The following is a 26,613-nucleotide window of genomic DNA, read 5'->3' on the forward strand; positions in this document are numbered from 1 at the left end:
AAGTGGTCTTTTGGGCTATGGAATCAAGCTGGAAGTCTGGGGCGATTATGCGCTTTTCTCCCGTCCGGAGATGAAGGTCGAGCGGGTGAGTTACGACATAATTACCCCTTCCGCCGCGCGCGGTATTCTGGACGCAATCTATTGGAAACCTGCAATCCGCTGGGTGATCGACCGCATCCAGGTGTGCAGTCCGGTTGTTTTCACCAATATCCGGCGCAACGAGGTCAGCTCCAAACTCTCACACAGTACCGCCTGGTCGGTGATGAACGGTTCCCGAAAACCGCTCTATATCAACACCTCAGCGGACATCCAGCAGCGTGCTTCCCTGCTGCTGCGCAACGTCCGCTATCTGATCGAAGCGCACTTCGAGATGACCGACAAGGCCGGCGAGCGGGACGACGAGAAAAAGCACTATAATATTGCGCTGCGCCGGATGCGGGAAGGGCAATGCTTCCACCAGCCCTGCCTGGGCTGCCGGGAGTTCCCCGCACAGTTCCGGCTGGTCGAAGATGATCCGCCGGCCCCGCTCCCCGAAACCCGCGATCTGGGTTACATGCTCTACGACATGGACTTCAGAGATCCGGAAAATATCCAGCCGATCTTTTTCCGGGCGCGGATGGAGAACGGTGTGGTCGATCTGACCGACTGTGAGGTGGTACGATGATTCTGCAATCGCTCCTTCGGTATTACGAAATTCTCGCGGACGATCCCGAAAGCGGGATCGCGCGTCCGGGCTGGGCGTATGTCAAAGTTTCGCTGATCGCCTCCCTCTCCCCCGAAGGGGAGCTGCTCGGCCTGATCCCCTGTAAAATCCAGCAGCAGCGCGGGAAAAAGCTGGCCGAGGTCCCGCAGTTGATGCTGATGCCCGAACCGGCGAAAAAAGCATCAGGGGTGCGCGCCAACTTTCTTTGTGAAAACGCAGAATACGTCTTTGGTTTGGATACCAAAGGCAGGCCGGAACGCACCCGGAGATGTTTCGAAGCATTCCGGGAAAAACATCTGCGGCTCCTCGGGCCGCTCGAAGTCCCGGAAGCCAGGGCGATCTGTAGATTTGTCTCCCGCTGGAACCCGGATACCGCCGCACAGCACCCGCTATTGCAGTCCAGCCTTGATGATCTGTCTGCCGGGGCCAACATCGCCTTCCAGCTTGAGGATGGCAGACTGCTCCACAAGGTGCCGGAAATACAGGCAGCATGGGAAGCCGACCGGGAGGCTGGCAGCAGCACTGTGCGAGGACAATGCCTTGTCAGTGGGGAGCTGCGTCCGATCGCGCGCCTGCATCCCAGTATCAAAGGAGTGCAGGGGGCGCAGGCGGTTGGGGCTTCGATCGTCTCGTTCAATGCACGTGCCTACGAATCCTACGGTAGGGAGAATGGACAGGGATTGAATGCGCCGGTCAGCGAGTATGCTGCATTCGCCTACACGACGGTGCTGAACCGCCTGCTCGCCGACTCCGCCTATCGGATGCGGCTCGGGGACGCAACCGTCGTCTACTGGGCAGAAGCGCCCGGCACCGCTTATCAGGAGGTCTCTCAGCTGTTTATGAATCCGCCGATGGATGAGGGGGGAACCAATGCGGTGCAGGACACCGCCACCGAATCTATGATTGGACGGGCGATCGGAAAGGTCGCTTCCGGGCTGCCGGTCGCCTCCGCTTTTCACCTTGATCCCAATGTGCAGTTCTGCATCCTCGCGCTCTCTCCCAATTCGGCGCGGCTTTCTGTGCGTTTTTTCCTGCGGGACAGCTTTGGAAATTTCCTGGAGCGGATCACCGCCCATTATCGGGACTTGCAGCTTGCACATGCACCGTTTGAGCCAGAGGTGTTCCCCCCATGGAAGCTGCTGGCAGAAACCGTTTCTCCCGCTTCCCGGGACAAGTCCGCTTCCCCGCTGCTCTCCGGCGCGGTGATGCGTGCGATCCTCACCGGTTCCCCTTACCCCGAATCACTCGCTTCGGCAATCCATCTGCGCATCCGCGCGGAACATGAGGTCAGTTATTACAAGGCGGCGATCTTAAAAGCCTGCCTTCTCCGCAAACGTCTCAAACCATCTGATCGGGAGGTATTGACTGTGTCACTCAACGAACAATCCACCAACAAAGCCTATGTGCTCGGGCGGCTGTTCTCCGTATTGGAAAAGGCCCAACAGGACGCCAGTCCCGGGATCTGCACCACCATTCGGGACCGCTATTTTGCTTCCGCCTGTGCCAACCCTTCTTCGGTCTTTCCAACCCTCCTACGGCTCTCAATGGCGCATATTTCCAAGGCAGAGTACGGCACGACCAGCTATAACAGGATTGACAGCCTGCTCGGCAAACTGGAGGTAACGGATGATCCGTTTCCGGCGCAGCTTTCGCTTGACGAACAGGGCATCTTCATCCTTGGGTACTACCATCAAAATCGTGCTAATTATGCCAAAGCTGAGAAGAAAGAGGAGGAACAGCAACTATGAGTGAAGCCATTAAAAATCGATACGAATTTATCATCCTGTTCGATGTAGAGAACGGCAATCCCAACGGCGATCCGGATGCAGGCAACCTGCCGCGCGTCGATGCAGAGACCGGACATGGCCTTGTAACCGATGTATGCCTCAAACGCAAGATCCGCAACTATGTCGAGACCGTAAAAGAGAGTACACCTGGTTTTCAAATCTACATCAAAGAGAACGTTCCCCTCAATACCAGTGACCAGAAAGCGTTTGCACATGAAGGGGTGGAGGAATCCCAGCTCAAGGAGCTGAAAAAAGACCGCCCTAATATTGATGCGGCGATCCGGGACTATATGTGCCGGGAGTTTTATGACATACGCACCTTTGGCGCGGTAATGACCACCTTCGTGAAAGCAAAACTAAACTGCGGTCAGGTACGCGGCCCGGTACAGATCGGATTTGCGCGCAGCATCGACCCGATCTTCTCCAAAGAGGTGACCATTACCCGTGTTGCGATCACAACCGAAGAGGATGCACTGAAAAAAGGGACCGAGATGGGCCGCAAATACATTGTTCCGTATGCGCTCTACCGCGCGGAAGGATATGTCTCGGCCAACCTTGCCCGCAGATTTACCGGTTTCTCGGAGGAGGACCTGGAACTGCTTTGGGAAGCGATCATCAACATGTTCGAGCACGATCACTCAGCCGCGCGCGGCAAGATGGCGGTGCGGGAGCTGATCGTCTTCCGCCACGAGAGCGAACTGGGCAATGCGCCTTCCCACAGACTGTTCGATCTGGTGCAGGTGCACCGCCGTGAGGGCGTACAGGCTCCTCGGGCCTATACCGATTATGAGGTACGGATTGATGAGGCCGCAGTGCCGGCCGGCGTCACCTGTATCCGCAAGGTCTGACATGGAGTATCGGGAAGAAGACTTTCTCAGTCTGTCCGGATTACAGCATTTTTCCTTCTGTCGGAGACAATGGGCGCTGATCCATATTGAACAGCAGTGGCAGGAGAACCTTCGCACCGTCGAGGGGGCTCTTCTGCACCAGAAAGCCCACGGCCCATTCGTCACCGAGAAGCGAGGCGATCTGCTGATCTCCCGTGGGATGCCAGTTTTCTCACGTTCCCTCGGGGTCAACGGTGTATGTGATGTGGTCGAATTGCGTGCCGCTCCGGATGGTGTGCCAATCGCCGGACGGGACGGACGCTATCTGCCCATGGCAGTAGAGTATAAACGCGGTTCCCCGAAAGAGGACGATTGCGACCGGCTCCAAGTCTGCTGCCAGTCGCTCTGTCTGGAGGAGATGTTTGGATGTGAAATTCCAGAAGCAGCTCTCTATTATGGGGAAACTGGGCGCCGCACCCGTGTTCCCTTGGGAGAAGACCTGCGCTGTCGGGTACGGGAGATGCTCAATGAAATGCATACGCTGTTTTCCCGCCGGTACACCCCCAAGGTCAAGCCTGCAAAACACTGCAACGCGTGTTCCCTGAAAGAACTTTGCTTACCCAAACTTTATCGGAAAAGCTCGGTCCAACCCTATCTCCAAAGATATTTATGATTGAAATGCCCCAAAAGGATCCAACCATTTTTTTGCGGCAGCGGCCTTTTGGACGCAGTCGCAAAAGGCCGCTGTTTCACATCACATGATCAACAAACACGCTGCATACTTGCAGGCAATACCTGCCGCTCAAAAATAAAGTCATTTTTTAAGCAGGCTGACCATATAGGAGGAACCATCATGAGAAAGCTGGGCAATACCCTTTATGTTACCCTGCCGGACGTCTACCTGTCTCTGGACGGGGAAAACATCGTTGTCCTGCAAGATGGTAAGGAAGTGAGACGGATTCCCCTGCACAATCTGGAAAGCATCCTGGTGTTTGGCTATACAGGTGCAAGCCCTGCCCTGATGGGTGCCTGTGCCCGGCGTGGAATCGCGCTGTCCTTCTTCACACCCAGTGGGAGGTTTCTCTCCCGGGTGACCGGGGAAGGTCACGGAAATGTGGTACTTCGCAAAACCCAGTATCGCATTTCGGATGATGAGCAGCAGAGCCTTGGGATTGCGCGGTCATTTCTGTTTGGAAAACTCCACAACTCCCGCTGGGTACTTGAACGGGCGATGAGGGATCATCCGATGCGTTTGGATGCCACCAAGGTGGATCGTGCTTCCGGATTTTTGAAAAATGCGCTGGGGCAGCTCTCCCAAGCGCAAAATTTGGAACAGCTGCGCGGTGTGGAAGGAGAAGCTGCTTCCCGCTATTTCTCCGTCTTTGACGAGCTGATCCTGCAACAGAAGGATTCCTTTTCGTTTTCGTCCCGCAGCCGCCGTCCACCTCTCGACCGGGTAAACGCGCTGCTTTCATTCACTTACTCCTTACTAGCGCACGATGTTTCTTCCGCGCTGGAGTCGGTGGGTCTCGATCCTTACGTCGGGTTCCTGCACAGGGATCGCCCTGGCCGTACCTCCCTCAGTCTCGACTTGATGGAAGAATTCCGCTCGGTAATCGCTGACCGGTTTGTCCTGTCAATTATCAATAAAAAACAGATCAAGGCAACCGGATTCACTGAAAAGGAGAACGGCGCAATCCTGATGGATGATGATACCCGTCGATCTGTCCTCAACGCATGGCAGCTCAGAAAGCAGGAGCTGTTGACACATCCATTTTTAGAAGAAAAAATACCGTGGGGACTTGCCCCGTATATTCAGGCGATGTTGCTCGCCCGCTATCTCCGCGGAGATTTGGATGGGTATCCCCCATTTTTCTGGAAGTAGGTGATCTCTATTGTTGGTATTGATAACCTATGATGTCAACACCCAGACATCAGCCGGACGAAAGCGGCTTCGTCAAGTAGCCAAACAGTGTATAAACTATGGACAGCGTGTCCAAAATTCCGTGTTTGAATGTCATATGGATGCCGCTCTTTGTCGGTCAGTCCAGCAAAAATTAATATCGCTCATTGACCCGGAAACCGATAGTCTGAGATTTTATTATCTTGGAAACCAATATAAAAAGAAAGTCGAACATATTGGAGCCAAAGCCAGTTTTGATGTAAACGATCCTCTGATTCTGTAAAATTCGAGTCCCGTTCAAACAGTGCGAATGTTAAGCACACAGAAAATCCTCTGGGATTCGCACCACAAATATTCCGTCTGCCATTCACAAACAAAAAGTTTTCTAACGGTTCCCTTTCTTTATTTATCTAAAAGACTCATAATATTTTATGTTTATCACAAAGAACGCTCTTCTGTTTTGTGTTTTTTTGCTGTCGCGCTCCTCGCGGAGCGCGTGGATTGAAATCGCACACCTGGAAGATAATTTGCACCTGCTGCAAGTCGCGCTCCTCGCGGAGCGCGTGGATTGAAATCCATAAAGAAGATATTGAGGATAATCTATCCGTGTCGCGCTCCTCGCGGAGCGCGTGGATTGAAATTACAAAGGGGGCTTTTGCTTCGTCAATGACAAGCCGGTCGCGCTCCTCGCGGAGCGCGTGGATTGAAATCGTAGAAATGGACCTTGCAAAGCTCAAAAATGTACCGGTCGCGCTCCTCGCGGAGCGCGTGGATTGAAATTATGAACAGGTGCGAACGGTGCGGAAAGGCCGTGTCGCGCTCCTCGCGGAGCGCGTGGATTGAAATCGTAGAAATGGACCTTGCAAAGCTCAAAAATGTACGTCGCGCTCCTCGCGGAGCGCGTGGATTGAAATTTTGATGAAGTGAACGCAAATTTGTCGGAACGCATGTCGCGCTCCTCGCGGAGCGCGTGGATTGAAATCCCAGCTACACGATCACGGAAATAAAGCCGGAATGTCGCGCTCCTCGCGGAGCGCGTGGATTGAAATCCGGTATCCACGCCCAGCATGAACAGGTTTACCCGTCGCGCTCCTCGCGGAGCGCGTGGATTGAAATCGTCAATACATGGCGTGTCCCCGCTTTTAATCTGTCGCGCTCCTCGCGGAGCGCGTGGATTGAAATGATGCAGAAGGACAAATGACGGCGGAAATTGGGGTCGCGCTCCTCGCGGAGCGCGTGGATTGAAATCAGCCGCAGCCGTGGGCTTCCAGAACTTCCATGGTCGCGCTCCTCGCGGAGCGCGTGGATTGAAATCCCGATGCCAGCGACAGCAGCCATAGGAGTTCCAGGTCGCGCTCCTCGCGGAGCGCGTGGATTGAAATCGAAAGATCCCATTCAGAACACCCGGTAACATGGGTCGCGCTCCTCGCGGAGCGCGTGGATTGAAATCCCGCTGACCTATGAGGAATGGAAGGAAGAAAACGGTCGCGCTCCTCGCGGAGCGCGTGGATTGAAATCGCCGGGCCGCATCAAGGAATGTCAAACATTATGTCGCGCTCCTCGCGGAGCGCGTGGATTGAAATCGCCGCTGAAATATATCCTTGTCACAGAATACGGAGTCGCGCTCCTCGCGGAGCGCGTGGATTGAAATCTTCCTGGTGGTATGACGATCATAGCTGCTGGCATGTCGCGCTCCTCGCGGAGCGCGTGGATTGAAATTTTTGACATTATAGGCGCTGTCTCCGGATGTATGTCGCGCTCCTCGCGGAGCGCGTGGATTGAAATAGAATTGCTGTTGCGATGTTTCCGGCGATTTGTGGTCGCGCTCCTCGCGGAGCGCGTGGATTGAAATAATCTTCTCGAATGTATCGTAACATGCGCGCAGGGTCGCGCTCCTCGCGGAGCGCGTGGATTGAAATATTTCGTACGATTCGTGGGACAAGATCGACGGGCGTCGCGCTCCTCGCGGAGCGCGTGGATTGAAATGGGCAACTCTCCATGGATAATCTAATTAAGTACAGTCGCGCTCCTCGCGGAGCGCGTGGATTGAAATCCGGAAGAACTTGAGGAACCAGAAGAATCTTTGCGTCGCGCTCCTCGCGGAGCGCGTGGATTGAAATGAGATACCGCACCATCGAGATTGTTTTTCCCGCGTCGCGCTCCTCGCGGAGCGCGTGGATTGAAATAATCTCTATGGATGCCAGCGGAAGGGCTGGTTGCCGTCGCGCTCCTCGCGGAGCGCGTGGATTGAAATTATTGAAAAAGAGTGTCCTAAATCATCGGTAAAAAAGTCGCGCTCCTCGCGGAGCGCGTGGATTGAAATACTGTTTCCGCATTGAGCAGACAGACGATCTGACCGGTCGCGCTCCTCGCGGAGCGCGTGGATTGAAATTCAAATCAGTCAGCAGCGTAAGCAGCGTGTCAAGAGTCGCGCTCCTCGCGGAGCGCGTGGATTGAAATGTATTGTTGGATGTCCATGATGATCTATGGATATGGTCGCGCTCCTCGCGGAGCGCGTGGATTGAAATCCGAAAGGATGAGTTTGTACCGGGCCTTGTCCCCCGTCGCGCTCCTCGCGGAGCGCGTGGATTGAAATAAGACTTAGGTAGCAGCCTACCAATACGAGACGCGTCGCGCTCCTCGCGGAGCGCGTGGATTGAAATATTGCTATGGCAAGCCGCACCGGGGGCAGCTTCGGGTCGCGCTCCTCGCGGAGCGCGTGGATTGAAATCTATTTCTTTTCCAGGTGCCGCCACAGCACCGGGTCGCGCTCCTCGCGGAGCGCGTGGATTGAAATCCGGAAGCGCTGCTCTCCCAGATCAGCCAACAGGTCGCGCTCCTCGCGGAGCGCGTGGATTGAAATATTACCCTACTCTTAAATATATGCAACACGCCAAGTCGCGCTCCTCGCGGAGCGCGTGGATTGAAATACCAAAGAGCGAAGCGCCATCGAAACCGTTAATGGTCGCGCTCCTCGCGGAGCGCGTGGATTGAAATTATGGATGATGGGATTTATATTATTACAGTCCCCGAAGTCGCGCTCCTCGCGGAGCGCGTGGATTGAAATCGGAACATGCTCAAAATTTTTTGGAATCTGCTGGGTCGCGCTCCTCGCGGAGCGCGTGGATTGAAATTAGTAGCACTCCGGATGCTACCGCTGGCCTTGAGTCGCGCTCCTCGCGGAGCGCGTGGATTGAAATTTAGCCATACTGCTTCTGGACGTCAACCAAGCCTCGTCGCGCTCCTCGCGGAGCGCGTGGATTGAAATCGCTGGGTTCGGCGGCATATCGGTAACGCGGTTTGTCGCGCTCCTCGCGGAGCGCGTGGATTGAAATTTTTGGGTAATCTGGATACCATGCAGGTCTTGTGGTCGCGCTCCTCGCGGAGCGCGTGGATTGAAATTTTACAGGGACACCTGCAAGCAGGGCGGTGGCCGTCGCGCTCCTCGCGGAGCGCGTGGATTGAAATCTTCGGGAAGCGTACCTGGTGAAGTATGGGCAGCAGGTCGCGCTCCTCGCGGAGCGCGTGGATTGAAATATCGTATTGGGCTTTATTGGGGTTGTCCAAGTGTGGTCGCGCTCCTCGCGGAGCGCGTGGATTGAAATTATGTGCTGGTACATAAATACCCTTTGGGTATTGCACGTCGCGCTCCTCGCGGAGCGCGTGGATTGAAATATTCGATGAATATGTTGGCACCAAAAGCGATGGTAGTCGCGCTCCTCGCGGAGCGCGTGGATTGAAATTGCTTATGGAAGAGGCTACAAACCGGCAAAAGCGGAGTCGCGCTCCTCGCGGAGCGCGTGGATTGAAATTCTTTCCAGAGGTCAAACAGCTCCTGTAAGGTGGTCGCGCTCCTCGCGGAGCGCGTGGATTGAAATGTTTCTCTGGGATTATACGTCATACAGCGACATCGTCGCGCTCCTCGCGGAGCGCGTGGATTGAAATTCCACAATCGACAGTATATCATCTGCGCAGCTTATGTCGCGCTCCTCGCGGAGCGCGTGGATTGAAATTCAATCTGTAACTTTTACAGCTGGAACCGCTGGCGCGTCGCGCTCCTCGCGGAGCGCGTGGATTGAAATAGCCTTGCAGCACGGTCGAAGGATACAATCGACAGTCGCGCTCCTCGCGGAGCGCGTGGATTGAAATTCAATCTGTAACTTTTACAGCTGGAACCGCTGGCGTCGCGCTCCTCGCGGAGCGCGTGGATTGAAATATGCCAATGAAAACATACATGTGAATATTGAACTGGTCGCGCTCCTCGCGGAGCGCGTGGATTGAAATATTATTCTGTCGTTTCCAGGGTGATTTTGTGGAGTCGCGCTCCTCGCGGAGCGCGTGGATTGAAATATACCGATTTTCCGGGGCGATAACGCCCCGCCTTGTCGCGCTCCTCGCGGAGCGCGTGGATTGAAATAGCTACTGCTTTAGCAGTATCCCCTTTAACCTTGGTCGCGCTCCTCGCGGAGCGCGTGGATTGAAATATAGATAAGCCGTTGCCGGTAGCGGAACCCCTGTTGTCGCGCTCCTCGCGGAGCGCGTGGATTGAAATCCCTACTATGACAGGGTGGAAAATATTACGGTCAGCGGTCGCGCTCCTCGCGGAGCGCGTGGATTGAAATTGGGCTTGTAATCGTGACAGTAACCTTTGTAGCCAGTCGCGCTCCTCGCGGAGCGCGTGGATTGAAATACTCCGTGATCGACAAGACTGGGTGCGCCTCTGTCAGGTCGCGCTCCTCGCGGAGCGCGTGGATTGAAATAATTTTGCTCAGCTGGATAACGGGGTTCGCGGTGTCGCGCTCCTCGCGGAGCGCGTGGATTGAAATATCATGTTAAAGAATGTAGTGCGTTGGAATGGAAAGCGTCGCGCTCCTCGCGGAGCGCGTGGATTGAAATTCGCCAAGCGCGGAAAAAATTGCTCGCGATGACCGTCGCGCTCCTCGCGGAGCGCGTGGATTGAAATACTGGAGCTTGTCGGCGGCTCCGGCTCAACCTCCGTCGCGCTCCTCGCGGAGCGCGTGGATTGAAATTGCCATTCGCTTGGACGGTTGATGCCGAAAATGACCGGTCGCGCTCCTCGCGGAGCGCGTGGATTGAAATCGCTTTATAGCGTTCAACACAATTCATAACCATACGTCGCGCTCCTCGCGGAGCGCGTGGATTGAAATAAAATCCATAAGATAACGCCACATCGGAAATTTGCCTGTCGCGCTCCTCGCGGAGCGCGTGGATTGAAATTCCATATCCCAATGGATACAGTCTGGTGCAAATCGTCGCGCTCCTCGCGGAGCGCGTGGATTGAAATCAGCGTCTTGTTTTGTGGTTGGGAATGTGATTTCGTCGCGCTCCTCGCGGAGCGCGTGGATTGAAATCCCTTCGGGTGTTACAACAGGGCCCCTTTTATACGGAAAATAAAAAATTGCGAAAGAGGGACTTTCTCCTAAAAGCCTCTTTCATAACTCATTTTACACTTTCTACTATTTTTTATCCACAGAGAAGGAGGGCTTTTTATAACAAAAAAGCCCTCCAGAAACACTATGATTAAGTCATATGTCACACATATGGCTGGGTCAGGTATTATGATCACTTTGGTGAAATTGCTTGAGATTGCCGATCTTCTGCCTGCGTGCCTCCAGAATCTGTTCCACCTGCTCGAGTGAGAGATTCTGATTCACCATCAGCACCAGCAGATGATAGAGCAGGTCACAGATTTCTTCGGCAGTCTGCTCGTTCTGCCCATTTTTCGCGGCAATAATGACCTCGCTGCACTCCTCACCGCATTTTTTCAGGATCTTGTCAGTGCCCTTTTCAAACAGGTAGCAGGTATACGATCCCTCCTGCGGATGTGTGCGACGCTCCTGAATCACCTCGTACAGCCCGTTCAGCGTATCTGTCATTCGTCTGCTTCCTCCCAAATTTTTTTATAAAAACAGCTGTGCGCACCGGTATGGCAGGCATTGCCTGTCTGGAGTACCGTCACCAGCAGGGTGTCATCATCACAGTCCGCCCGCAGATCTACCACTTTTTGCCGGTGCCCTGAAGTCGCGCCTTTATTCCAAAGCTCCTGCCGCGACCGGCTGTAAAACCAAGTATACCCAGTTTCAAATGTCTTTTGCAGGCTTTCCCGGTTCATATAGGCGAGCATCAACACTTCCCCCGTCCCTGCTTCTTGTACAATCGCAGGGATCAGCTCCCCTTTTTGAAAATAACAGTCCAGTTCCATCTCTATCTCCTCACCGGAATCCCGCAGGCGTGCAGGTGTTCCTTGACCTGCCCAACCGTCAGCTCTCCAAAATGGAAGAGCGAGGCCGCAAGTGCGGCATCTGCACCGCTGCGCTCAAATACTTCCGAAAAATGTTCCAGCTTTCCACAGCCACCCGACGCGATCACCGGTATGCCGACCTTCGCTGTCACTGCGTTGAGCAGTTCGATGTCAAAACCGCTTCGGCAGCCATCGGTATCCATCGAAGTCAGCAGGATTTCCCCCGCGCCCAGACGTTCACACTCCTCCGCCCATACAACCGCATCCAGCCCTGTGTCGACCCGTCCGCCATTGATGACCACGGCAAACCCGCCATCCTCCCGCCGGCGCGCGTCGATCGCCGCCACGACGCACTGGTTTCCAAACCGTTCTGCGGCTTCGTGGATCAGCTGCGGATTGCGCACCGCCGCAGAGTTGACCGAAACCTTGTCCGCGCCTGCCCGCAGAATCTCCTGAAAATCCTCAACCGAGCGGATGCCGCCGCCGACCGTCAGCGGGATAAAGACATGCCGGGCGGTTTCGCGCACCACGTCAAGCATCGTCCCGCGTCCCTCATGGGTCGCAGTAATGTCAAGGAAGGTGATCTCATCTGCGCCCTGCCGGTCATACGCAATGGCGCATTCGACCGGGTCGCCGACCTCCCGAATCCCAACAAAATTGACCCCCTTGACCACCTTTCCGTCCCGTACATCCAGACAGGGGATGATTCGTTTTGCTAGCACCTCTGGTCACCTGCCATTTCTATCGCAGATTCGAGCGGCAGCGCCCCGGTATAAACTGCCTTGCCGCAGATAACGCCATAAAGCCCGAGCGACTTGCAGGCTTCCACATCCGCAAGACCGCTTACGCCGCCGCTGGCGATGATTTCGCAGGAAACCGCCCGGTTGAGGGCGCCTAGCTGCTCGAGATTAACCCCTGAGAGCGCACCGTCCCGGGAGATATCGGTATAAATCAGGTACCGGACGCCGATTCCCTCCATCCGCTTGGCCAGTTCCAGATAGTGGACTTCGCTGGTGTCCAACCAGCCCTCGGTCGCGACCATTCCGTTTTTGGCGTCGATCCCGACCGCAATCCGTTCCCCGAACCGTTTGACCGCCTGCTCCACCAGCTCCGGGTTTTTTACCGCCGCCGACCCAAGGATCACACGTGAGATACCGCTTTCCAGATAGGTTTCCACCGTTTCCAGCGTCCGGATGCCGCCGCCCAGCTCGACCTTTAGGCCGGAATGTTTTGCAATCTCCAAAAAAAGGGCGGTATTTTTTGCGCGGGCCTCTTTGGCACCGTCCAGATCGACCATATGGACCCACGCAGCGCCCGCTTTCCGGAACTGCGCCGCAGTTTCCTGCGGGCTGTCCGCAACCTTGTGCGCGGTGGAAAAATCCCCCTGATATAGCCGCACACATTCGCCATTTTGAATATCAATCGCAGGTAAAATAATCATTCGCATAACCTCACAAACTGGGAAAGGATCGCAAGCCCCTCTTCCCCGCTCTTTTCCGGATGGAACTGCGCGCCGTAAATGTTCCCTTTGCACACCAGGGCGGGAATCCGCTCCCCATACAGGGTGGAACAGGAGATGTATTTCTCGTCCGTTTCGGCGCAGTAGGAATGTACAAAGTAGACATAGCTGCCTTCATGCAGCCCTTCTGTCAGCGGACAGGGATGCAGGATCGAGAGGTCATTCCAGCCCATATGCGGGATTTTGCATCCGGGCGCATGAATCGGGCGCACGATCCCCGGCAGCAGACCCAGCCCCTGCACCTCTTCAAACTCATAGCCCTTCTCGAACAGCAGCTGCATCCCGAGACAGATGCCCAGAAACGGTTTCTGCCCGGCCAGCTCCCGAATCACCGGGACCAGACCTGTCTCTGTCAGACGCCGCATTGCGTCCGGAAACGCGCCCACCCCGGGCAGGATCAACCCATCCGCCTGCCGCAGCAGGTCCGGGTCACTGGTGACGGTATGCGCGGCCTCCAGCGCGTCCAATGCATTGCACACGCTGAACAGGTTGCCGGCGCCGTAATCAATAATCGCGATCATCTGTTATAAAACACCTTTCGAAGAGAGTATGCCGCCCTCTGTGCGGGCTGATGCACCCTTGAGCGCATGAGCAAATGCTTTAAAGACCGCCTCGATCTTGTGATGGTCGTTTTCCCCATAAAGCACCCGCAGATGCAGGGTCAGGCCCGCATGGACCGCCACTGCGCGGAAAAATTCCCCGGTCATGCAGCAGTCGAACCCGCCGACCGACGGGTTCGCAAACGGACAGTCGAATACCAGATATGGACGCCCGCTCACATCCAGTGCACAAAACGCAAGCGATTCATCCATTGGAAGGTAAAAACTCCCGTATCGTGCAATCCCGCTTCGGTCGCCTAAGCAGGCCGCGAGTGCCTGTCCCAGAACGATCCCGACGTCCTCGACTGTATGATGACAGTCAACTTCCAGGTCGCCCTTCATCTCGAGCGACAGGTCCGCCCCGCTGTGAACGGCGAATGCATGAAGCATATGGTCAAAAAATCCGATCCCCGATCCACCGGAAAACTGCCCACTCCCATCCAGAACCAGGGACAGGGAAATGTCGGTTTCCCCGGTCGCCCGGCGAATTTCCGCCTTTCTCATCGCTACCCCTCCTCAAGTCAAAATCTGCCGGAGTGCTTCCAGCAGGGTGTCTGTTTCCGCCTCACTGCCTGCGGAAATCCGCAGATAGGGTGGCATATAGCGCAGTGCGATCCCCCGTTTGCCCGCCTGCTCGAACACCCTCCGCGGGTCGGCAAACCGGGCAAACACAAAGTTTGCGCAGCTCTCGACCACTTCCAGCAGGCCGCTCTTTTCCTCTGCGAGCCGTTTCATCTCCCGATAGAGGCGGTCGCGGGACTCCACGATTTGACGGGTACAGGCGCGCAGGTAGTCGGGGTTATCGAACAGCAGGCAGCCGATTGCCTGGGTCATACTGTTGACATTATAGGGCGGTTTTGCCGCCTTGAGCGCGATTGCAAGCGTGGGGTGGGAAACCGCAAAGCCCAGCCGGATCGCCGCCATCCCAAACGCCTTGGAACAGGTTTTCAGGACGATCAGATTATCGTACCTGTCAACAACATCCAGAATCGAACCGGTTGAAAAATCCATATATGCTTCGTCGATCACGACCAACCGGTCGGGCAGGCCCTCCACAATCCGGAGAACCGATTCCCGCGACGCTGAAAGCGAGGTCGGATTGCAGGGATTCGAGAGGATGACCAGCCGCACATCCCGCTCTCTGGCAAAGGCGACCAGCGCATCTGCATCGAGCGCGAGGGTCTCTGCGGGCTTCTCGAACACCTCAACCGACACACCCGCTGCCTGTGCATAAAATGCATACATCGAAAAATCCGGCTTAACGACCGCCATCCGATCCCCCGCCCCGGCAAACGAAGAGACAATCAATCCGATCAATTCGTCTGAGCCGTTCCCGGCTACCACGTTGGATGGACGGACCCCGAAAAAGGATGCAAACTTTTCACAGAGCGCGACGCAATGGGGATCGGGATACCGGTTGAACGGAATCCGCGCCACCGCATCGCCAATCTGCTGGAGCAGTTCGGGCGGCGGTGAAAGGAAGCTCTCGTTCGCGTCCAAACGGATCGGATAATCGCCCTCCAGCGGCGAATAGGGCACAAGATTCTGCAATTTTTCCGGCAGTTGATAAGCCATCTCTAAAACCTCACCTGAATCGAATTTGCGTGGGCTGTGAGCTGTTCCCGCTCGGCAATCCGCACGATGTCATCCCGCGCCTGTGCCAGTGCTTCCTTGGTATAGTAAAGGAAACTGGACTTTTTCAGGAAGCTGTCCACACCGAGCGGGGAGAAAAACCGCGCGGTTCCGGAGGTAGGCAGGACATGGTTGGGGCCTGCGTAGTAGTCTCCCAGCGGCTCGGGCGCGTACTGCCCGAGGAACAGACTGCCTACATTATCAATCCGGCCGATGTACTCGAGCGGGTTCGCGGTTGCGACCTCCATATGCTCGGGCGCAATCTGGTTCGCAAGATCGATCATCTCCTGCTCATTCCGGCAGAGGATGATTGCTCCATAAGTTTCCAGCGACCGCCGGATCACCTGCGCGCGGGAAAGCCCCGGAAGCTGGCGTTCCAACTCGTCCAGCGTCTCCTGCGCAATCCGTTCGCTGGTGGTCAGCAGAATCGACGAGGCCAGCTCGTCGTGTTCCGCCTGGCTCATCATATCCGCCGCGAGCCAGACCGGATTGGCGGTCTCATCCGCCGCAATCAGGATTTCACTGGGCCCTGCAACCATGTCGATATCAACCGTCCCATAGAGCAGTTTTTTGGCGGTCGCGACATAGATATTCCCCGGCCCGACGATCTTGTCCACCCTGGGGACCGTCTCGGTGCCATAGGCGAGCGCAGCGACCGCCTGTGCACCGCCGAGCAGGAATACCCGGTCAACCCCCGCAACCGCCGCTGCGGTCAGGATATCCGGGTTGGCGGTGCCGTCTTTGCGCGGCGGGGTCACCATGACAACCTCCCCGACCCCCGCAATCTTCGCCGGGATGCAGTTCATCAGCACCGAAGAAGGGTAGGACGCTGTACCGCCCGGCACATACAGACCGACCCGTTCGAGCCCCCGGACTCGCTGTCCCATGATCACGCCGCTTGTCTGGGTATCTACAAAACTCTGCTGAACCTGGTGGCGGTGGAAGGTGGAGATGTTCTCCATCGCCTTGAGCAGCGAGGAGACAAAATCCGGGTCTGCCGACGCCAATGAGCCAATGATCTGCTCCCGCTCCACCTCGAAGCAGTCGGGACACTGTCCGTCAAATCGGAGGGTACAGTCCCGCAGCGCCCGGTCCCCTCCTGTGCGCACCTCCTCGACGATCTGCGCAACGCTGGCGGTTACCTTCCGGTCTACCTCCATGCTGCGGCTGCGCATCGTCTCCAACACCTGTTTTTCCGCCGTCCCATCGGCTCTGGTTATTTTAAGCATCCTGTTTCCCTCCTGCCAGATAGCGTTCTATCTGGGTGATAAACGGTTCAATCTCCTGTTTGCGCAGCTTCAGGCTGGCGATATTGACGATCAGGCGGGCGCTGACCTCCATAATGGTTTCGGCGACCACCAGCCCGTTCTCCTTCAGGGTCGCGCCGGTTTCCACGATATCAACGATCGCATCCGAAAGCCCCAGAATCGGTGCAAGTTCGACCGATCCTTCGATCTTGACAATGTTGACATCCATATTTTTCTTCTCAAAAAAGGCTCGCGCGACGTTCACATACTTCGATGCGATACAGCGGGTGTGGTACCCCTCGTAAAAGTCCACCCCACGCGGCACCGCGAGCGCGAACCGGCAGCGCCCAAAGCCGAGATCCGCCACCTCATAAAAGGTGCCGCCCATCTCCATGATCGTGTCCTTGCCGACCACCCCGATATCGCAAACACCGTTTTCGACGTAGGTGACCACATCCGCAGCCTTTGCAAGCACAATTTCCAGATTGGTGCCCGCGACCGGCAGAATCAGCCTGCGCCCCTTTTCCCGCACCGCTGTGCAGTCGTAGCCGAGCTGCTCAAACAACGCGACGCTCTTTTCCTCCAGCCTGCCCTTCGTGAGGGCGATTCGAATTGGTTTCATCTGCATACCCTCCTCACAAAGTTTCCGGGTCAAGCTCCTGAATCCGGTCATCCACCAGATGGAGCCGGCGGATCCCGCGTTTGCGCGCATAGTCAGCCGCTGCATCAAGCTGGTCGAATACGCTGTTCTCCACTGTCAGCCCATCCCGGGTCAGCGACCGGATGTGGCTGATCGCCTGTGCCAGATGCCGGCTGTCCGAAAAGACAAGCACGTCCGGCAGATCCGATTCGGGCGGCGCCGAAACCGAAGCTGCGGCATCGACATTAAAAGCGAAGCCGGTCGCCGGGAGCGGCGCACCGAAATCGCTGATGAGGTTGTCGTACCGCCCGCCCGAGAGCACCGGCTCCCCAACCCCGTCAAAATAGCCGCGGAAGATCAGGCCGGTGTAGTATTCCGCCTGGTTCACCAACCCGAGGTCGATCAGCACCCGGTCCCCGAGGTCGAGGCTTTGCAGGTGCTCATAGACCGTCTTCAGGCTGTCGAGGCTTTCGGTCGCGCCGCCGTCACTGAACAGGCTGTACGCTTTTTCGAACACCTCTTCCCCTCCGAACAGGCGCGGCAGATATTTGAGCGCCGCTGCGGCAGGATTTTTCCCGAACGGTTCGAGCAGGTCTCCAAGAGCGGCATAGTTTTTCTGTTCGATACACTGACGGATCGCCTCTTTCTCCTCTGGGCTGGCTTCCAGATTCCCAATCAGTGCCTTGAAATATCCGATATGGCAAAGCTCGATCCGGAACCGTTCCCCGCCGATGTCCGAGAGCCCCGCTGCTGCCAGTTCGACCATCTCCAGATCACTGCGCAGGGAGCTGCTGCCGATCAACTCCACGCCTGTCTGGAACAGCTCGCTCGGCTTGCCGCGCATGTCGTAGGATACCCGGTAGACATTTCCACTGTAATAGAGCCGTACCGGCATCGGCATCCCAGTGAGCCGGGCAGCAGTCAGGCGGGCAATCGGGATGGTGCAGTCAGGGCGCATCACCATCAACCGGCCGCGGCTGTCGGTCATTTTATACATCGTCTCTTGCGGGAAGTGCGCCGCTGCCGAGCAGAACAGGTCGTAAAATTCCATCGACGGGGTGATGACCTCCCGGTAACCGCGCGAACGGAACATCGAGGTGAGACGCCCGGCCACCTGCGCACGAGAAACACACTCATCAAACAGCAGATCACGGGTCCCGTCCGGGGTGACCTTATCGTAACGCTTCATAAATCGTTCTCCCATCCTCTTGCTTTAGTTCGCTAATATATTAGCATACGAAAGATCATTTGTCAACCGCTTTTCACCCGGCCACTGCATAGGCTGCAATCGCAGCGAACAGCAGCATGGTGCAGAGGGTATGCAGCGAAAGAGCGGTCGAAAGGTACTCGCCGTCCTCCCCCACATCCGCGAACAGTGGGATGATAAACGGGGCCGGAAGCGCATACATCACCATCAGAGCAATTTGCAGGCTCCGGTCAAACGGAACGATATGGAAAATCAACAGGCTCATTGCTGCCAGCAGGACACCCATCAGGGCCAAACGGAGCAGGACGGTAATCGCCACCGGTTTGAGCAATTCCTTTTTCAGGTTCAGCTCGTAGCCAACCACCAAAAGCACCAGCGCGCTGGTTGGGGCGGTGATCGCGGGAAGCAGCGCGGAAACGATCTTTCCTGCCGGATGGGCCAGGATCGGGCCGCTCATCCCGGTGGCTCCCAGCAGGATGCCAAGTGACATCCCTACGAAACAGCGGTTTGTGACCATATTCCGCACCATCTGCTTCGGGGAAACCGCCTGACCGTCAACCAGCTTCAGCATCCCCATAAAGGCGGTATAAGCGAACACCGTCTGCCCCATATCGACCATTGCAAACCCGGACTGTTCGCCGGTCAAAAGCCCATAGAGCGCATAACCCAACATACCTCCCTCTGCGCCGGTCAGCAGGAATGGCAGAAATTTTCCATAGGGCGCTGCCAGCCTGCGCAGCCCGAAGCCGGCAGCCATCGCGAGCCCAAACCCCAGATAGACGGTCACAAACAGCAACAGGACAGTGATGCTGTATCGCGCTGTAAAAAAAGCGTTGAACAGGACAACTGGCAGGGTAACCTCACCGATGACCGCTTTCAGGCCGGCAAGCCCGCGCAGATCGAAGATCTGTTTATACCGGCACCAGCAGCCAATCAGCAGCAATACCAGGACCGGCAGCACCATTTCCAATACTTGCAGCAGCAAATTTGATCCTCTCCTTTTATAAACAGAAAAAGAGGGCGGACAAGCCGCGCACAGAGACTGTCAGCCGCTGTGCACCGTTCTTGCCCGTCCTGTTATTTCCCTTTTTTAGCCGTTGATGCTGTCCTGATAGAACTCGTACGCCTGTTTGTCGGTATAGCCCTCGTGGACGATCTTGCCGACCGCCTGCGCCATCTCCACAGGGTGGTTGCTCTGGAAGATATTGCGTCCCATATCCACGCCCCGAGCGCCTTTGCGCATCACGTCATAAGCCAGATAGAGTGCTTCCGGCTCGGCCAGTTTTTTACCGCCTGCAACAACGATCGGCACCGGGCAGGCTGCCACGACCTCTTCGAAATTCTCGCAATCGTAGGTCTTTACGATCTGGACACCCATCTCCGCGATGATGCGGGTCGCCAGCTTGAAGAACCGGTCGGTGCGTTCCATGTTTTTGCCCACTGCGCAGACGCCCAGTGTCGGGATGCTGTAACGCATACCGGCATTGACCACTTGGTTCAGGTTGTCGATGCTCGAGAGCTGCCCGTCCGCGCCGATGAATGTCTGAACTGCCATACAGTCGGCATTCATACGGATTGCATCCTCGATATCCACCGCCACCGTCTCAAAACTCAGGTCGTCCTGAAGCATACTCGAACCCGAGGTCACACGCAGTGCAACCGCATTGGTCAGCTCAGGCGGCACGCAGGTGCGGATCGCACCACGGGTGCCCATAAAGCAATCCACATAGGGCGCCAGCTTGGGCAGCAGCAGGTCCAGACGCTCGAGTCCAGCCGTACTTCCCATGAAATAACCGTGGTCAAACGCAAACATCACCGTGTTTCCGCTCTTCGGGTTGAAAATATTCGCCATATGGCGTTTCATGCCCCAGTCCAGACTATTGCAGCCTTTCAGATAAAACCCGTTCTGATTCGCAAACGGCTCATCAAGATGGTAGCTCTTGGCAACCTTTACGCCCTCCAGATCTGCCATAAATTCATCCTCCTTATTTTGGATATTTTGTCATGCATTCGTTGAACGGCTTTGCTCCGCTCCTGCCAGCCGGCCGCGCCGGATGCCCCGGTTTCGACAGGCCCGCAGGGGCGGAGCACAGCTCCGAAGAGGTGCCCCTGCCCCCTGGAAGGAAGAAAACTTAGAAGTTGTAGTCATTCATGTTTTCAGCAGTATAAACGCTGGTCTCGGGCAGAAGGACAACGCCGTTGTTGGAATCCGCAGTGGAAGCGCCTTCCGCGATGCTGTCATTTGCCAGGACTTCGCAGTCGCCGATGCCCGGGATGCTGATGACGTCGCCCACCTTAACGGTGTTGCCAGCCGCCATGTATGCCGCCAGATAGCAGCCCATGCCGCCCTGGACAGCGCAGTCCCACAGGCCCCAGTTGTAGAGGGTGCCGTTGCTGCAATACTCTTTGATCGCGTTCGGGCTTGCGAAACCAGTGATGGTGATATTCTCCTGGTTGTAGCCTTTGTTCTCAGCCGCCTGGAGCTGGCCGGGGAGCGCGGTGGAGTCGTTGCAGATGATGACGTCGATCTCAGGATGTGCAGACAGGACTGCCTCACCAATGGTGATTGCTTTTTCTGCATCCTGCTCGGAATAGTAGTTGTCCGGAGCCACATTGGTCCAGTTGGGATACTCGGCCTTGATGATCGCTTCGCCTGCTACCTGCCAGCTGTTCTGGTCGGTAACGGTCGCCTGCGAATAGTGCCAGCAATAGGTGATCTCATCGCTCTTGGGGTCTTTGCCGCGCTGCTCCAGACCTGCGCAGGCCATATCGACCAGCATCCGGCCCAGAACCTCAGGGGTGCCCTGCGAAACCATCAGGGTACGGTCGGACGGCTGCGCATCCGAGTCCCAGGTTGCAACCGCAACGCCCGCATCGGTCGCCGCTTTCAGCGCGTCCGCAACGCCGGCTGCATCAACAGTCGAAATGCAGATCGCATCCGCGCCGGAAGCGACAGCAGTGTTGATGACCTGTACCTGATCGGCGACCGCCGCATTCGGGCTGCCCTGATAGTCAACAGTGATGCCCCACTCAGCAGCATACTTCTGTGCACCGTCGTTCGCAGCCTCGAAGAATGCGTTACCAGTCAGTTTGGGAATAAACACAACGGTTTTTCCCTCGACGGAATTGCCGCCGGCCGGAGCTTCTGCCTCGGGAGCGCTGGCGGCAGCAGAGCTGCTGGGCGCCGCAGCCGGAGCGCTCGAAGCGGGAGCCGGAGCAGAGCTGGAAGCGCTTGAACCGCCGCAGGCGGCCAGAGACATTGCCATAGACACTGCTGCAAGAACTGCAATTGTCTTTTTCATTTCTTTTACCTCCTAAAATATATATCAGAGAAGCAAAATTTTTGGGGGTTGCCTGCTTCTCCAATTACCAGATCAATCTGCCTGTTTGCCTGCGCCCTGAAGATTCCGTTTCAGGTTTCCGAACAGGCGCACCGCCCAAGGCTGCTGGACCATCGCACGCGCGACCACCACCACAATCAGCAGTACGCCGATCGGGATGTCCAGATATTGAGTGCCGACGCCGAAGCAGAGCGGTAATCCAAACCGCAGGATGCCGATAATCAGCGCTGCCAGTGCGGTGCCGACCGCACTTCCCTTACCGCCGGTCGAGAGGGTACCGCCCAGCACGCAGGCGGTGATGATATTCATAGTCAGGGTGCTGCCCAGATCGCTCTTGGCAGTGCCCAGATAAGAGGTCAGCACAATACCGGCAACCGCCGCGCTCACTGCACTGAGCACATAGGTGGACAGGATCACCAACCGTGTATTGATTCCGGAGAATTCTGCCGCATTCTGGTTGACGCCGACCAGGAATATCTTGCGTCCGTATTTGCTGCGATGAAGCAACAGATACGCAACCAGCGTCATAGCTGCGAAGATCAGAAGCTGGGACGGGATTACGCCGAACAGTTTAAACTTGGTGAGCGCCTTAAAGCTGTCCGGGAAACCGCTGATGCCCTGATAGCTCTCGGTCGAGCTGAGGGTGGAGATCAGCAGTGCAACACCCGCATAAAGGAAACTCCCACCCAGCGTGACCACCATTGCCTGTACCCGGCAGTAGGCAATAAAAAATCCAGAGAGTGCGCCGCAAAGCGCTGCCAGCAGGACCGCCACTACTACAGCAGCCCAGATGTTCAGGCCAAAATCCTGCCAGGCGACACCGATTGTGATCGAGGTCAGGCCAACGATTGCACCCGCCTGGATATCGATCCCGCCGGTGATCATGACGAAAGTGACGAACAGGCTGATTAAGCAGATCGCGATAAAATCGTTCACGCTGGAAAGCAACAGCGGAATCCGCAGGAATTTGGCGTTCGCTGTGCCGAAGATCACGAATTCAAGGATCAGAAAGAGCAGCAGAAATGCATTCCAGTTGTGCATCGCCGATTTGATGCTTTTTGGGAACCCGTTTTTCATCTGACTGCGCCCCCTTCCGCATTGCCCGTTCTCGCGGCCAGCCGTTCATGACGGCTGCGCACCGAGGCGCGGTACTGGATCACCGCATCAAATACAACAATTGAAATCAGGATAACACCGGTGATCGCATTGTCGTAGTTGGAAGAAAAGCCCATAAAAACAAGCAGATAGCTGATCGAACTCATAATGACCGCGCCGATCGCCGCGCCCAGCACACTGCCGACACCGCCAGTCAAACTGATGCCGCCCAGAACACAGGCCGCAACCGCTTTCATCTCGTAGCCGTTGCCGCTTGTCGAGGTGACAAACCCGATCCTGCTGCAAAAGATGATTCCTGCTATCGCAGCCATCACACTACAGATCACATAGGCGGTCACCTTGGTGCGCACCGGCGAGATTCCTACCAGCATCGCACCGCCTGCATTATCGCCCACCGCGGTAAAATACCGGCCCTTGCGGGTCCTCGTCAGGAGCAGGTGGATCGCGATGACCAGAAGAAACGCACAGCAGCAGTAAACAGTAAGCTTACCGAGCAGGGTCGCTGACGAGAAATCCTTAAACGCCTTGGGCAGATTTTCTACCCACGCGCCGCCCGAATAGATGTACATAGCGCCGCGCAGCACGCCGTTGACGCCGAGGGTAAAGATCAGGGAAGGGACCCCCATGACCGCAACCCCCCAGCCGTTGACGAAACCGATCACAATACCGATCAGAATACCCACCACGAAAGCAAGCAGCCAGTTGTGGCCATCGCGGAGCATACTGCCCACCACAGTGGCCACAAAGCCGAGGCAGGAACCGACCGAAACGTCGATCTCCCCGACGATGATGGCAAACGCCATTCCCACTGCGATCAAAATGTAAACCACCGAGGAATTAAAGACCGCAGCGATGTTTTCAGACGATGCGAAAGACGGGTTGATCAGGCTCACGATCACAAACAGGGCAACCAGGAACAGCAGGCTGGTTGCTTCCCTCGCCTTGAGCGCCTTTTTGACCAGATTCATGCTTTCGCCTCCTTTTCCTTGCCGGACAAACCGAAGGACGCACTGGTCAGATTGTCCTGCGTGACCTCATCCCCGGTAAATTCCCCATTCAAACGGCCCTGATAGATCGTGACGGCCCGGTCGCTCAATTCCATGATCTCCTCCATATCCGACGAGATCAAGAGGATCGAGACCCCCTTCTTCCCCAGCTGCTGGATGATGTTATACACATCCGCGCGTGCTGCGGCGTCGATGCCGCGGGTCGGTTCGTCCAGAATGACCAGTTTGGGATTGCTCGAAAGGCTCCGCCCGATCACAACCTTTTGCTGGTTGCCGCCCGACAGGCTGCCGGTGAGCTGATCCTGACCGGTCACCTTGATGCGGAAATCATCCACATACTGCTGGGTGACCCGTCGCTCTTCCTTCCGATTGAGGAAAAAACGCCCCATCCGCGCCTCGCCCAGAATTGCACTGGTGGTATTTTCCGCCACCGAGCTGATCTTGAACAGCCCGTCCGAATGGCGGTCCTCCGAAACATAGTTTAAGCCGGCTTTCATGACATCCCGGGTCTTCATACCGGTGATCTCTTTTCCATCGAGCAGAACCCTGCCGCCCAGCACCTTATCCTTGCCGAAAATTGTCATTGCCATCTCGGTACGGCCCGCGCCGACTACGCCGGCAACCCCCAGAACCTCACCGGGATAGACCTTCAGAGAAATGTCGGTAAATCCATAGCCGCTGAACCGCTCCAGCTCGAGCACTGGAGGCTTGGAATAGTCAACCGAACTGGTCCCGCTCAATTTCTGTGCGGTCATATCCAGAGGCAGCAGACCCTTGACCAGATCGTCCTTTGTGAAATTGCTCACCGGGCCGGACAAGGTTACGATCCCGTCACGCATGATCGCCACTGTAGTCGCGATCTCGAACACCTCGTTCAGACGGTGGGTAATATAGATGATACCGATCCCTTTGGATTTCAGGTCTTCCACGCATCGGAACAGGCTTTCCACCTCTTTAAAGGTGAGCGCACTGGTCGGCTCGTCGAGAATCAGCACCTGCGCATGACGCAGCACACCGCGAAGCAGCTCAACAAGCTGCTGTTCCGCAATCGAAAGGGTGTTTGCCCTGCGCCCCAGATCCAGATGCCAGCCGATGCTCTCCATCGTTTCAACCAGCTCTTTATGTAGTTCCCGCTGGGGACGGTCAAAACCGATCAGGATGTTCTCTTCCACTGTCATATTCGGGAAGAGAAGCGGCTCCTGCGGAACCATATACACACCGTTTGCAAGGGCCTCGGCAGGCTTGCCCACTGTCATCTCCCTGCCGTTGACCACAATCTCGCCGCTGTCGTGCGAATAAATTCCCATAATAATCTTCATCAGCGTGCTTTTACCCGCACCATTGCCGCCGATCAGCGCCAAAACCTCTCCGCTGCCCAAATCCATGCTGATTCCCCTCAGCACCGCGTTGTGGGCGAACGATTTATAAATGTTCCGCACCGACAACAGTTTCTCCCCAGCAGGTGAAGCTGACTTTGTCAAGCCTATACCCCCATTTCGAAAAGATCACAAAAGTTAGTTCCAATATCTTTTATCTTAAGGATAGCATAATATTTTTTGCGATTTTTGTCAACTCTTCTTTTTGATGAAAAGGAACTTTTATTTTCTGTTTTTCACAAATATTTTTCTAAATAATGATATTTTATGTTCTATTTTTCTTTTTCTTTTGTGAAAATTGTATGCAGATTGCTTTTCAGTTTGTGCGTTACCACGAATATATTCTAAATTATCTCCAAAAGTCATATGCATTGACATCCTTGCAGAACAATGATATACTGCCATTTAGAGAACATTTTCTCCGAACAGTAACTTTTGTTACGGTTTTTACACTTTGTTCTGCAGGGGACTCCCCTGCGTTTACAGGGAGGTTTCTATGGACGGTGACTTTTCCCACGAAGAGACCCTGATGGTCAAGGCTGCATGGTATTATTATATGGAAAACTACACACAGCAGAACATTTCCACGCTGTTGGGGGTCAGCCGGGTGCGGGTGATCCGGCTGCTCGAAAAGGCCCGGCAGGATGGCATCATCAGTTTCCATATCCGGCAGGACAGCGACCGGCGGATGCAGGTCGAAAAGGAACTGATTACCCGCTTTGGGCTGCATGATGTGTTTGTCACGCCGATTTCCGGACGGGTGAGTGAACTGAACGAGAGCCTCGCGCAGGCAGCGGCGATCTATATCAGCGACCGGCTTGGCGGCAGCTTTTTCATCAATATGGGATACGGGGACACCCCCAGCCGGATTCTGAACCATCTGGCCCGCAAAACCGAAATCCCAATCAATGTGGTATCGTTGACCGGAGGCGTCAGCTACTACCTGCCGAATACCCAGTCGAGCATCTTTAATGCGCGGCTGCATCTGATCCCCTCCCCGCTGCTGCTGAGCAAGCCGGAAATGGTGGAGGAGCTGCGCAAAGAGGTTTCGGTACAGCGGATTCAGCAGATGAGCTGGGAATCCAGTATGACGGTAGTTGGCATCGGCAGCATGTCTGATGATGCCACCATCATCAAAAACGGCATCCTCACCCATGAAGATTTCCTGCTGCTGACCCTCCAGGGAGCGGTCGGGGATATCTTGAGCCATTTTATCGACAAGGATGGGAACCCGATCGAAAGCACGCTGGACAACCGGCTGTTGAGCACCCCTCTGGAAGACTTGAAGCGGATGAACAATGTCATCGGTGTGGCTGGCGGGCTCGACAAGGTCGATGCGATCCGGGCCGTGTTGAACGGGCATTATCTGGATGTACTCATCACCGATGAGGAGACCGCCACCGTTCTGCTGCATCCCCACGACCAGACGTAATTTGTATCACATCAT

24 protein-coding genes and 1 CRISPR repeat array are annotated in these 26,613 nt (G+C 55.9%); of the genes, 7 read left to right on the forward strand and 17 right to left on the reverse strand.

Annotated features, from left to right (window positions below):
* Positions 1 to 10: 10 nt before the first annotated feature.
* From cas5c to cas2, 6 genes are all read left to right on the forward strand, one after another.
* Positions 11 to 664 (forward strand): type I-C CRISPR-associated protein Cas5c, encoded by a 654-nt coding sequence (gene cas5c / locus D5269_RS04585; protein WP_016314947.1) that lies wholly within the window; start codon positions 11 to 13, stop codon positions 662 to 664.
* Positions 661 to 2,451: a type I-C CRISPR-associated protein Cas8c/Csd1 gene (gene cas8c, locus D5269_RS04590; RefSeq protein WP_120483804.1), complete on the forward strand. Its 1,791-nt coding sequence runs from the start codon at positions 661 to 663 to the stop codon at positions 2,449 to 2,451. The genes cas5c and cas8c overlap by 4 nt, the downstream gene beginning before the upstream one ends.
* Entirely contained in the window at positions 2,448 to 3,338 is an 891-nt protein-coding gene (cas7c, locus tag D5269_RS04595; RefSeq protein WP_016314945.1) for a type I-C CRISPR-associated protein Cas7/Csd2, read from the forward strand. The genes cas8c and cas7c overlap by 4 nt, the downstream gene beginning before the upstream one ends.
* 1 nt (position 3,339) lies before the next feature.
* Complete coding sequence (gene cas4 / locus D5269_RS04600) at positions 3,340 to 3,990, forward strand: CRISPR-associated protein Cas4 (RefSeq protein ID WP_120483805.1); 651 nt, start codon at positions 3,340 to 3,342, stop codon at positions 3,988 to 3,990.
* Between the two features lie 180 nt (positions 3,991 to 4,170).
* Positions 4,171 to 5,202, forward strand: a complete 1,032-nt coding sequence (cas1c, locus tag D5269_RS04605) for a type I-C CRISPR-associated endonuclease Cas1c (protein ID WP_120483806.1) — start codon at positions 4,171 to 4,173, stop codon at positions 5,200 to 5,202.
* A 10-nt stretch (positions 5,203 to 5,212) separates the two neighbouring features.
* Positions 5,213 to 5,503, forward strand: a complete 291-nt coding sequence (gene cas2 / locus D5269_RS04610; protein WP_016314942.1) for a CRISPR-associated endonuclease Cas2 — start codon at positions 5,213 to 5,215, stop codon at positions 5,501 to 5,503.
* A 192-nt stretch (positions 5,504 to 5,695) separates the two neighbouring features.
* Positions 5,696 to 10,592: a CRISPR direct-repeat array (repeat unit 33 nt; unit sequence GTCGCGCTCCTCGCGGAGCGCGTGGATTGAAAT).
* A gap of 198 nt (positions 10,593 to 10,790) precedes the next feature.
* On the opposite strand, the gene hisE is transcribed toward cas2, so the two are convergent.
* The 17 genes from hisE to D5269_RS04695 form a co-directional block, all read right to left on the reverse strand.
* The gene (hisE, locus tag D5269_RS04615; RefSeq protein ID WP_016314940.1) at positions 10,791 to 11,117 is read right to left on the reverse strand and encodes a phosphoribosyl-ATP diphosphatase; all 327 of its coding nucleotides are present in this window, start codon (positions 11,115 to 11,117) and stop codon (positions 10,791 to 10,793) included.
* Positions 11,114 to 11,443: a phosphoribosyl-AMP cyclohydrolase gene (hisI, locus tag D5269_RS04620; RefSeq protein WP_016314939.1), complete on the reverse strand. Its 330-nt coding sequence runs from the start codon at positions 11,441 to 11,443 to the stop codon at positions 11,114 to 11,116. The genes hisE and hisI overlap by 4 nt, the downstream gene beginning before the upstream one ends.
* A gap of 2 nt (positions 11,444 to 11,445) precedes the next feature.
* Positions 11,446 to 12,204 carry an imidazole glycerol phosphate synthase subunit HisF gene (gene hisF, locus D5269_RS04625; RefSeq protein ID WP_120483807.1) on the reverse strand — a complete coding sequence of 253 codons (759 nt, stop codon included), beginning with the start codon at positions 12,202 to 12,204 and terminating at the stop codon, positions 11,446 to 11,448.
* The gene (hisA, locus tag D5269_RS04630) at positions 12,198 to 12,923 is read right to left on the reverse strand and encodes a 1-(5-phosphoribosyl)-5-[(5-phosphoribosylamino)methylideneamino]imidazole-4-carboxamide isomerase (RefSeq protein ID WP_120483808.1); all 726 of its coding nucleotides are present in this window, start codon (positions 12,921 to 12,923) and stop codon (positions 12,198 to 12,200) included. Before hisA ends, hisF begins: the two co-directional genes overlap by 7 nt.
* On the reverse strand, positions 12,920 to 13,522 hold the full coding sequence (gene hisH, locus D5269_RS04635) for an imidazole glycerol phosphate synthase subunit HisH (protein WP_016314936.1): 603 nt from the start codon (positions 13,520 to 13,522) through the stop codon (positions 12,920 to 12,922). The genes hisA and hisH overlap by 4 nt, the downstream gene beginning before the upstream one ends.
* A 3-nt stretch (positions 13,523 to 13,525) precedes the next feature.
* On the reverse strand, positions 13,526 to 14,104 hold the full coding sequence (hisB, locus tag D5269_RS04640) for an imidazoleglycerol-phosphate dehydratase HisB (protein ID WP_016314935.1): 579 nt from the start codon (positions 14,102 to 14,104) through the stop codon (positions 13,526 to 13,528).
* A gap of 12 nt (positions 14,105 to 14,116) precedes the next feature.
* Complete coding sequence (locus tag D5269_RS04645) at positions 14,117 to 15,175, reverse strand: histidinol-phosphate transaminase (protein WP_120483809.1); 1,059 nt, start codon at positions 15,173 to 15,175, stop codon at positions 14,117 to 14,119.
* Between the two features lie 2 nt (positions 15,176 to 15,177).
* A complete protein-coding gene (hisD, locus tag D5269_RS04650; RefSeq protein WP_120483810.1) occupies positions 15,178 to 16,461 on the reverse strand; it encodes a histidinol dehydrogenase in 1,284 nt (427 codons plus the stop codon).
* On the reverse strand, positions 16,454 to 17,107 hold the full coding sequence (gene hisG / locus D5269_RS04655; RefSeq protein ID WP_347707286.1) for an ATP phosphoribosyltransferase: 654 nt from the start codon (positions 17,105 to 17,107) through the stop codon (positions 16,454 to 16,456). The genes hisD and hisG overlap by 8 nt, the downstream gene beginning before the upstream one ends.
* 7 nt (positions 17,108 to 17,114) lie before the next feature.
* Positions 17,115 to 18,308 carry an ATP phosphoribosyltransferase regulatory subunit gene (gene hisZ / locus D5269_RS04660; protein WP_120483812.1) on the reverse strand — a complete coding sequence of 398 codons (1,194 nt, stop codon included), beginning with the start codon at positions 18,306 to 18,308 and terminating at the stop codon, positions 17,115 to 17,117.
* 73 nt (positions 18,309 to 18,381) lie between these two features.
* Entirely contained in the window at positions 18,382 to 19,311 is a 930-nt protein-coding gene (locus tag D5269_RS04665) for a hypothetical protein (protein ID WP_016314930.1), read from the reverse strand.
* 105 nt (positions 19,312 to 19,416) lie between these two features.
* Positions 19,417 to 20,298, reverse strand: a complete 882-nt coding sequence (lsrF, locus tag D5269_RS04670; RefSeq protein ID WP_016314929.1) for a 3-hydroxy-5-phosphonooxypentane-2,4-dione thiolase — start codon at positions 20,296 to 20,298, stop codon at positions 19,417 to 19,419.
* Positions 20,299 to 20,458: 160 nt separating this feature from the next.
* Entirely contained in the window at positions 20,459 to 21,628 is a 1,170-nt protein-coding gene (locus D5269_RS04675) for a substrate-binding domain-containing protein (protein WP_120483813.1), read from the reverse strand.
* Positions 21,629 to 21,700: 72 nt separating this feature from the next.
* A complete protein-coding gene (locus D5269_RS04680; protein ID WP_120483814.1) occupies positions 21,701 to 22,744 on the reverse strand; it encodes an ABC transporter permease in 1,044 nt (347 codons plus the stop codon).
* Positions 22,741 to 23,751: an ABC transporter permease gene (locus tag D5269_RS04685; RefSeq protein ID WP_120483815.1), complete on the reverse strand. Its 1,011-nt coding sequence runs from the start codon at positions 23,749 to 23,751 to the stop codon at positions 22,741 to 22,743. Before D5269_RS04685 ends, D5269_RS04680 begins: the two co-directional genes overlap by 4 nt.
* Positions 23,748 to 25,271 (reverse strand): sugar ABC transporter ATP-binding protein, encoded by a 1,524-nt coding sequence (locus D5269_RS04690; RefSeq protein WP_120483816.1) that lies wholly within the window; start codon positions 25,269 to 25,271, stop codon positions 23,748 to 23,750. Before D5269_RS04690 ends, D5269_RS04685 begins: the two co-directional genes overlap by 4 nt.
* 117 nt (positions 25,272 to 25,388) lie before the next feature.
* Complete coding sequence (locus D5269_RS04695) at positions 25,389 to 25,532, reverse strand: hypothetical protein (RefSeq protein WP_158604857.1); 144 nt, start codon at positions 25,530 to 25,532, stop codon at positions 25,389 to 25,391.
* A 130-nt stretch (positions 25,533 to 25,662) separates the two neighbouring features.
* On the opposite strand from D5269_RS04695, the gene D5269_RS04700 reads away from it, so the two are divergent.
* Entirely contained in the window at positions 25,663 to 26,598 is a 936-nt protein-coding gene (locus tag D5269_RS04700) for a sugar-binding domain-containing protein (protein WP_120483817.1), read from the forward strand.
* The last annotated feature ends 15 nt before the right edge of the window (positions 26,599 to 26,613 follow it).

The organism is Anaerotruncus sp. 1XD42-93 (assembly GCF_009917605.1).
Taxonomy (GTDB): domain Bacteria; phylum Bacillota; class Clostridia; order Oscillospirales; family Ruminococcaceae; genus Anaerotruncus.

Bases quoted from the DNA above. Each gene is read 5' to 3' on its own strand.
- cas8c (WP_120483804.1), top strand. From the start codon at position 661: ATGATTCTGCAATCGCTCCTTCGGTATTACGAAATTCTCGCGGACGAT.
- cas7c (WP_016314945.1), top strand. From the start codon at position 2,448: ATGAGTGAAGCCATTAAAAATCGATACGAATTTATCATCCTGTTCGAT.
- cas4 (WP_120483805.1), top strand. From the start codon at position 3,340: ATGGAGTATCGGGAAGAAGACTTTCTCAGTCTGTCCGGATTACAGCAT.
- cas1c (WP_120483806.1), top strand. From the start codon at position 4,171: ATGAGAAAGCTGGGCAATACCCTTTATGTTACCCTGCCGGACGTCTAC.
- hisE (WP_016314940.1), bottom strand. From the start codon at position 11,117: ATGACAGATACGCTGAACGGGCTGTACGAGGTGATTCAGGAGCGTCGC.
- hisI (WP_016314939.1), bottom strand. From the start codon at position 11,443: ATGGAACTGGACTGTTATTTTCAAAAAGGGGAGCTGATCCCTGCGATT.
- hisA (WP_120483808.1), bottom strand. From the start codon at position 12,923: ATGATTATTTTACCTGCGATTGATATTCAAAATGGCGAATGTGTGCGG.
- hisH (WP_016314936.1), bottom strand. From the start codon at position 13,522: ATGATCGCGATTATTGATTACGGCGCCGGCAACCTGTTCAGCGTGTGC.
- hisB (WP_016314935.1), bottom strand. From the start codon at position 14,104: ATGAGAAAGGCGGAAATTCGCCGGGCGACCGGGGAAACCGACATTTCC.
- D5269_RS04645 (WP_120483809.1), bottom strand. From the start codon at position 15,175: ATGGCTTATCAACTGCCGGAAAAATTGCAGAATCTTGTGCCCTATTCG.
- hisD (WP_120483810.1), bottom strand. From the start codon at position 16,461: ATGCTTAAAATAACCAGAGCCGATGGGACGGCGGAAAAACAGGTGTTG.
- hisG (WP_347707286.1), bottom strand. From the start codon at position 17,107: ATGCAGATGAAACCAATTCGAATCGCCCTCACGAAGGGCAGGCTGGAG.
- hisZ (WP_120483812.1), bottom strand. From the start codon at position 18,308: ATGAAGCGTTACGATAAGGTCACCCCGGACGGGACCCGTGATCTGCTG.
- lsrF (WP_016314929.1), bottom strand. From the start codon at position 20,298: ATGGCAGATCTGGAGGGCGTAAAGGTTGCCAAGAGCTACCATCTTGAT.
- D5269_RS04675 (WP_120483813.1), bottom strand. From the start codon at position 21,628: ATGAAAAAGACAATTGCAGTTCTTGCAGCAGTGTCTATGGCAATGTCT.
- D5269_RS04680 (WP_120483814.1), bottom strand. From the start codon at position 22,744: ATGAAAAACGGGTTCCCAAAAAGCATCAAATCGGCGATGCACAACTGG.
- D5269_RS04685 (WP_120483815.1), bottom strand. From the start codon at position 23,751: ATGAATCTGGTCAAAAAGGCGCTCAAGGCGAGGGAAGCAACCAGCCTG.
- D5269_RS04695 (WP_158604857.1), bottom strand. From the start codon at position 25,532: ATGACTTTTGGAGATAATTTAGAATATATTCGTGGTAACGCACAAACT.
- D5269_RS04700 (WP_120483817.1), top strand. From the start codon at position 25,663: ATGGACGGTGACTTTTCCCACGAAGAGACCCTGATGGTCAAGGCTGCA.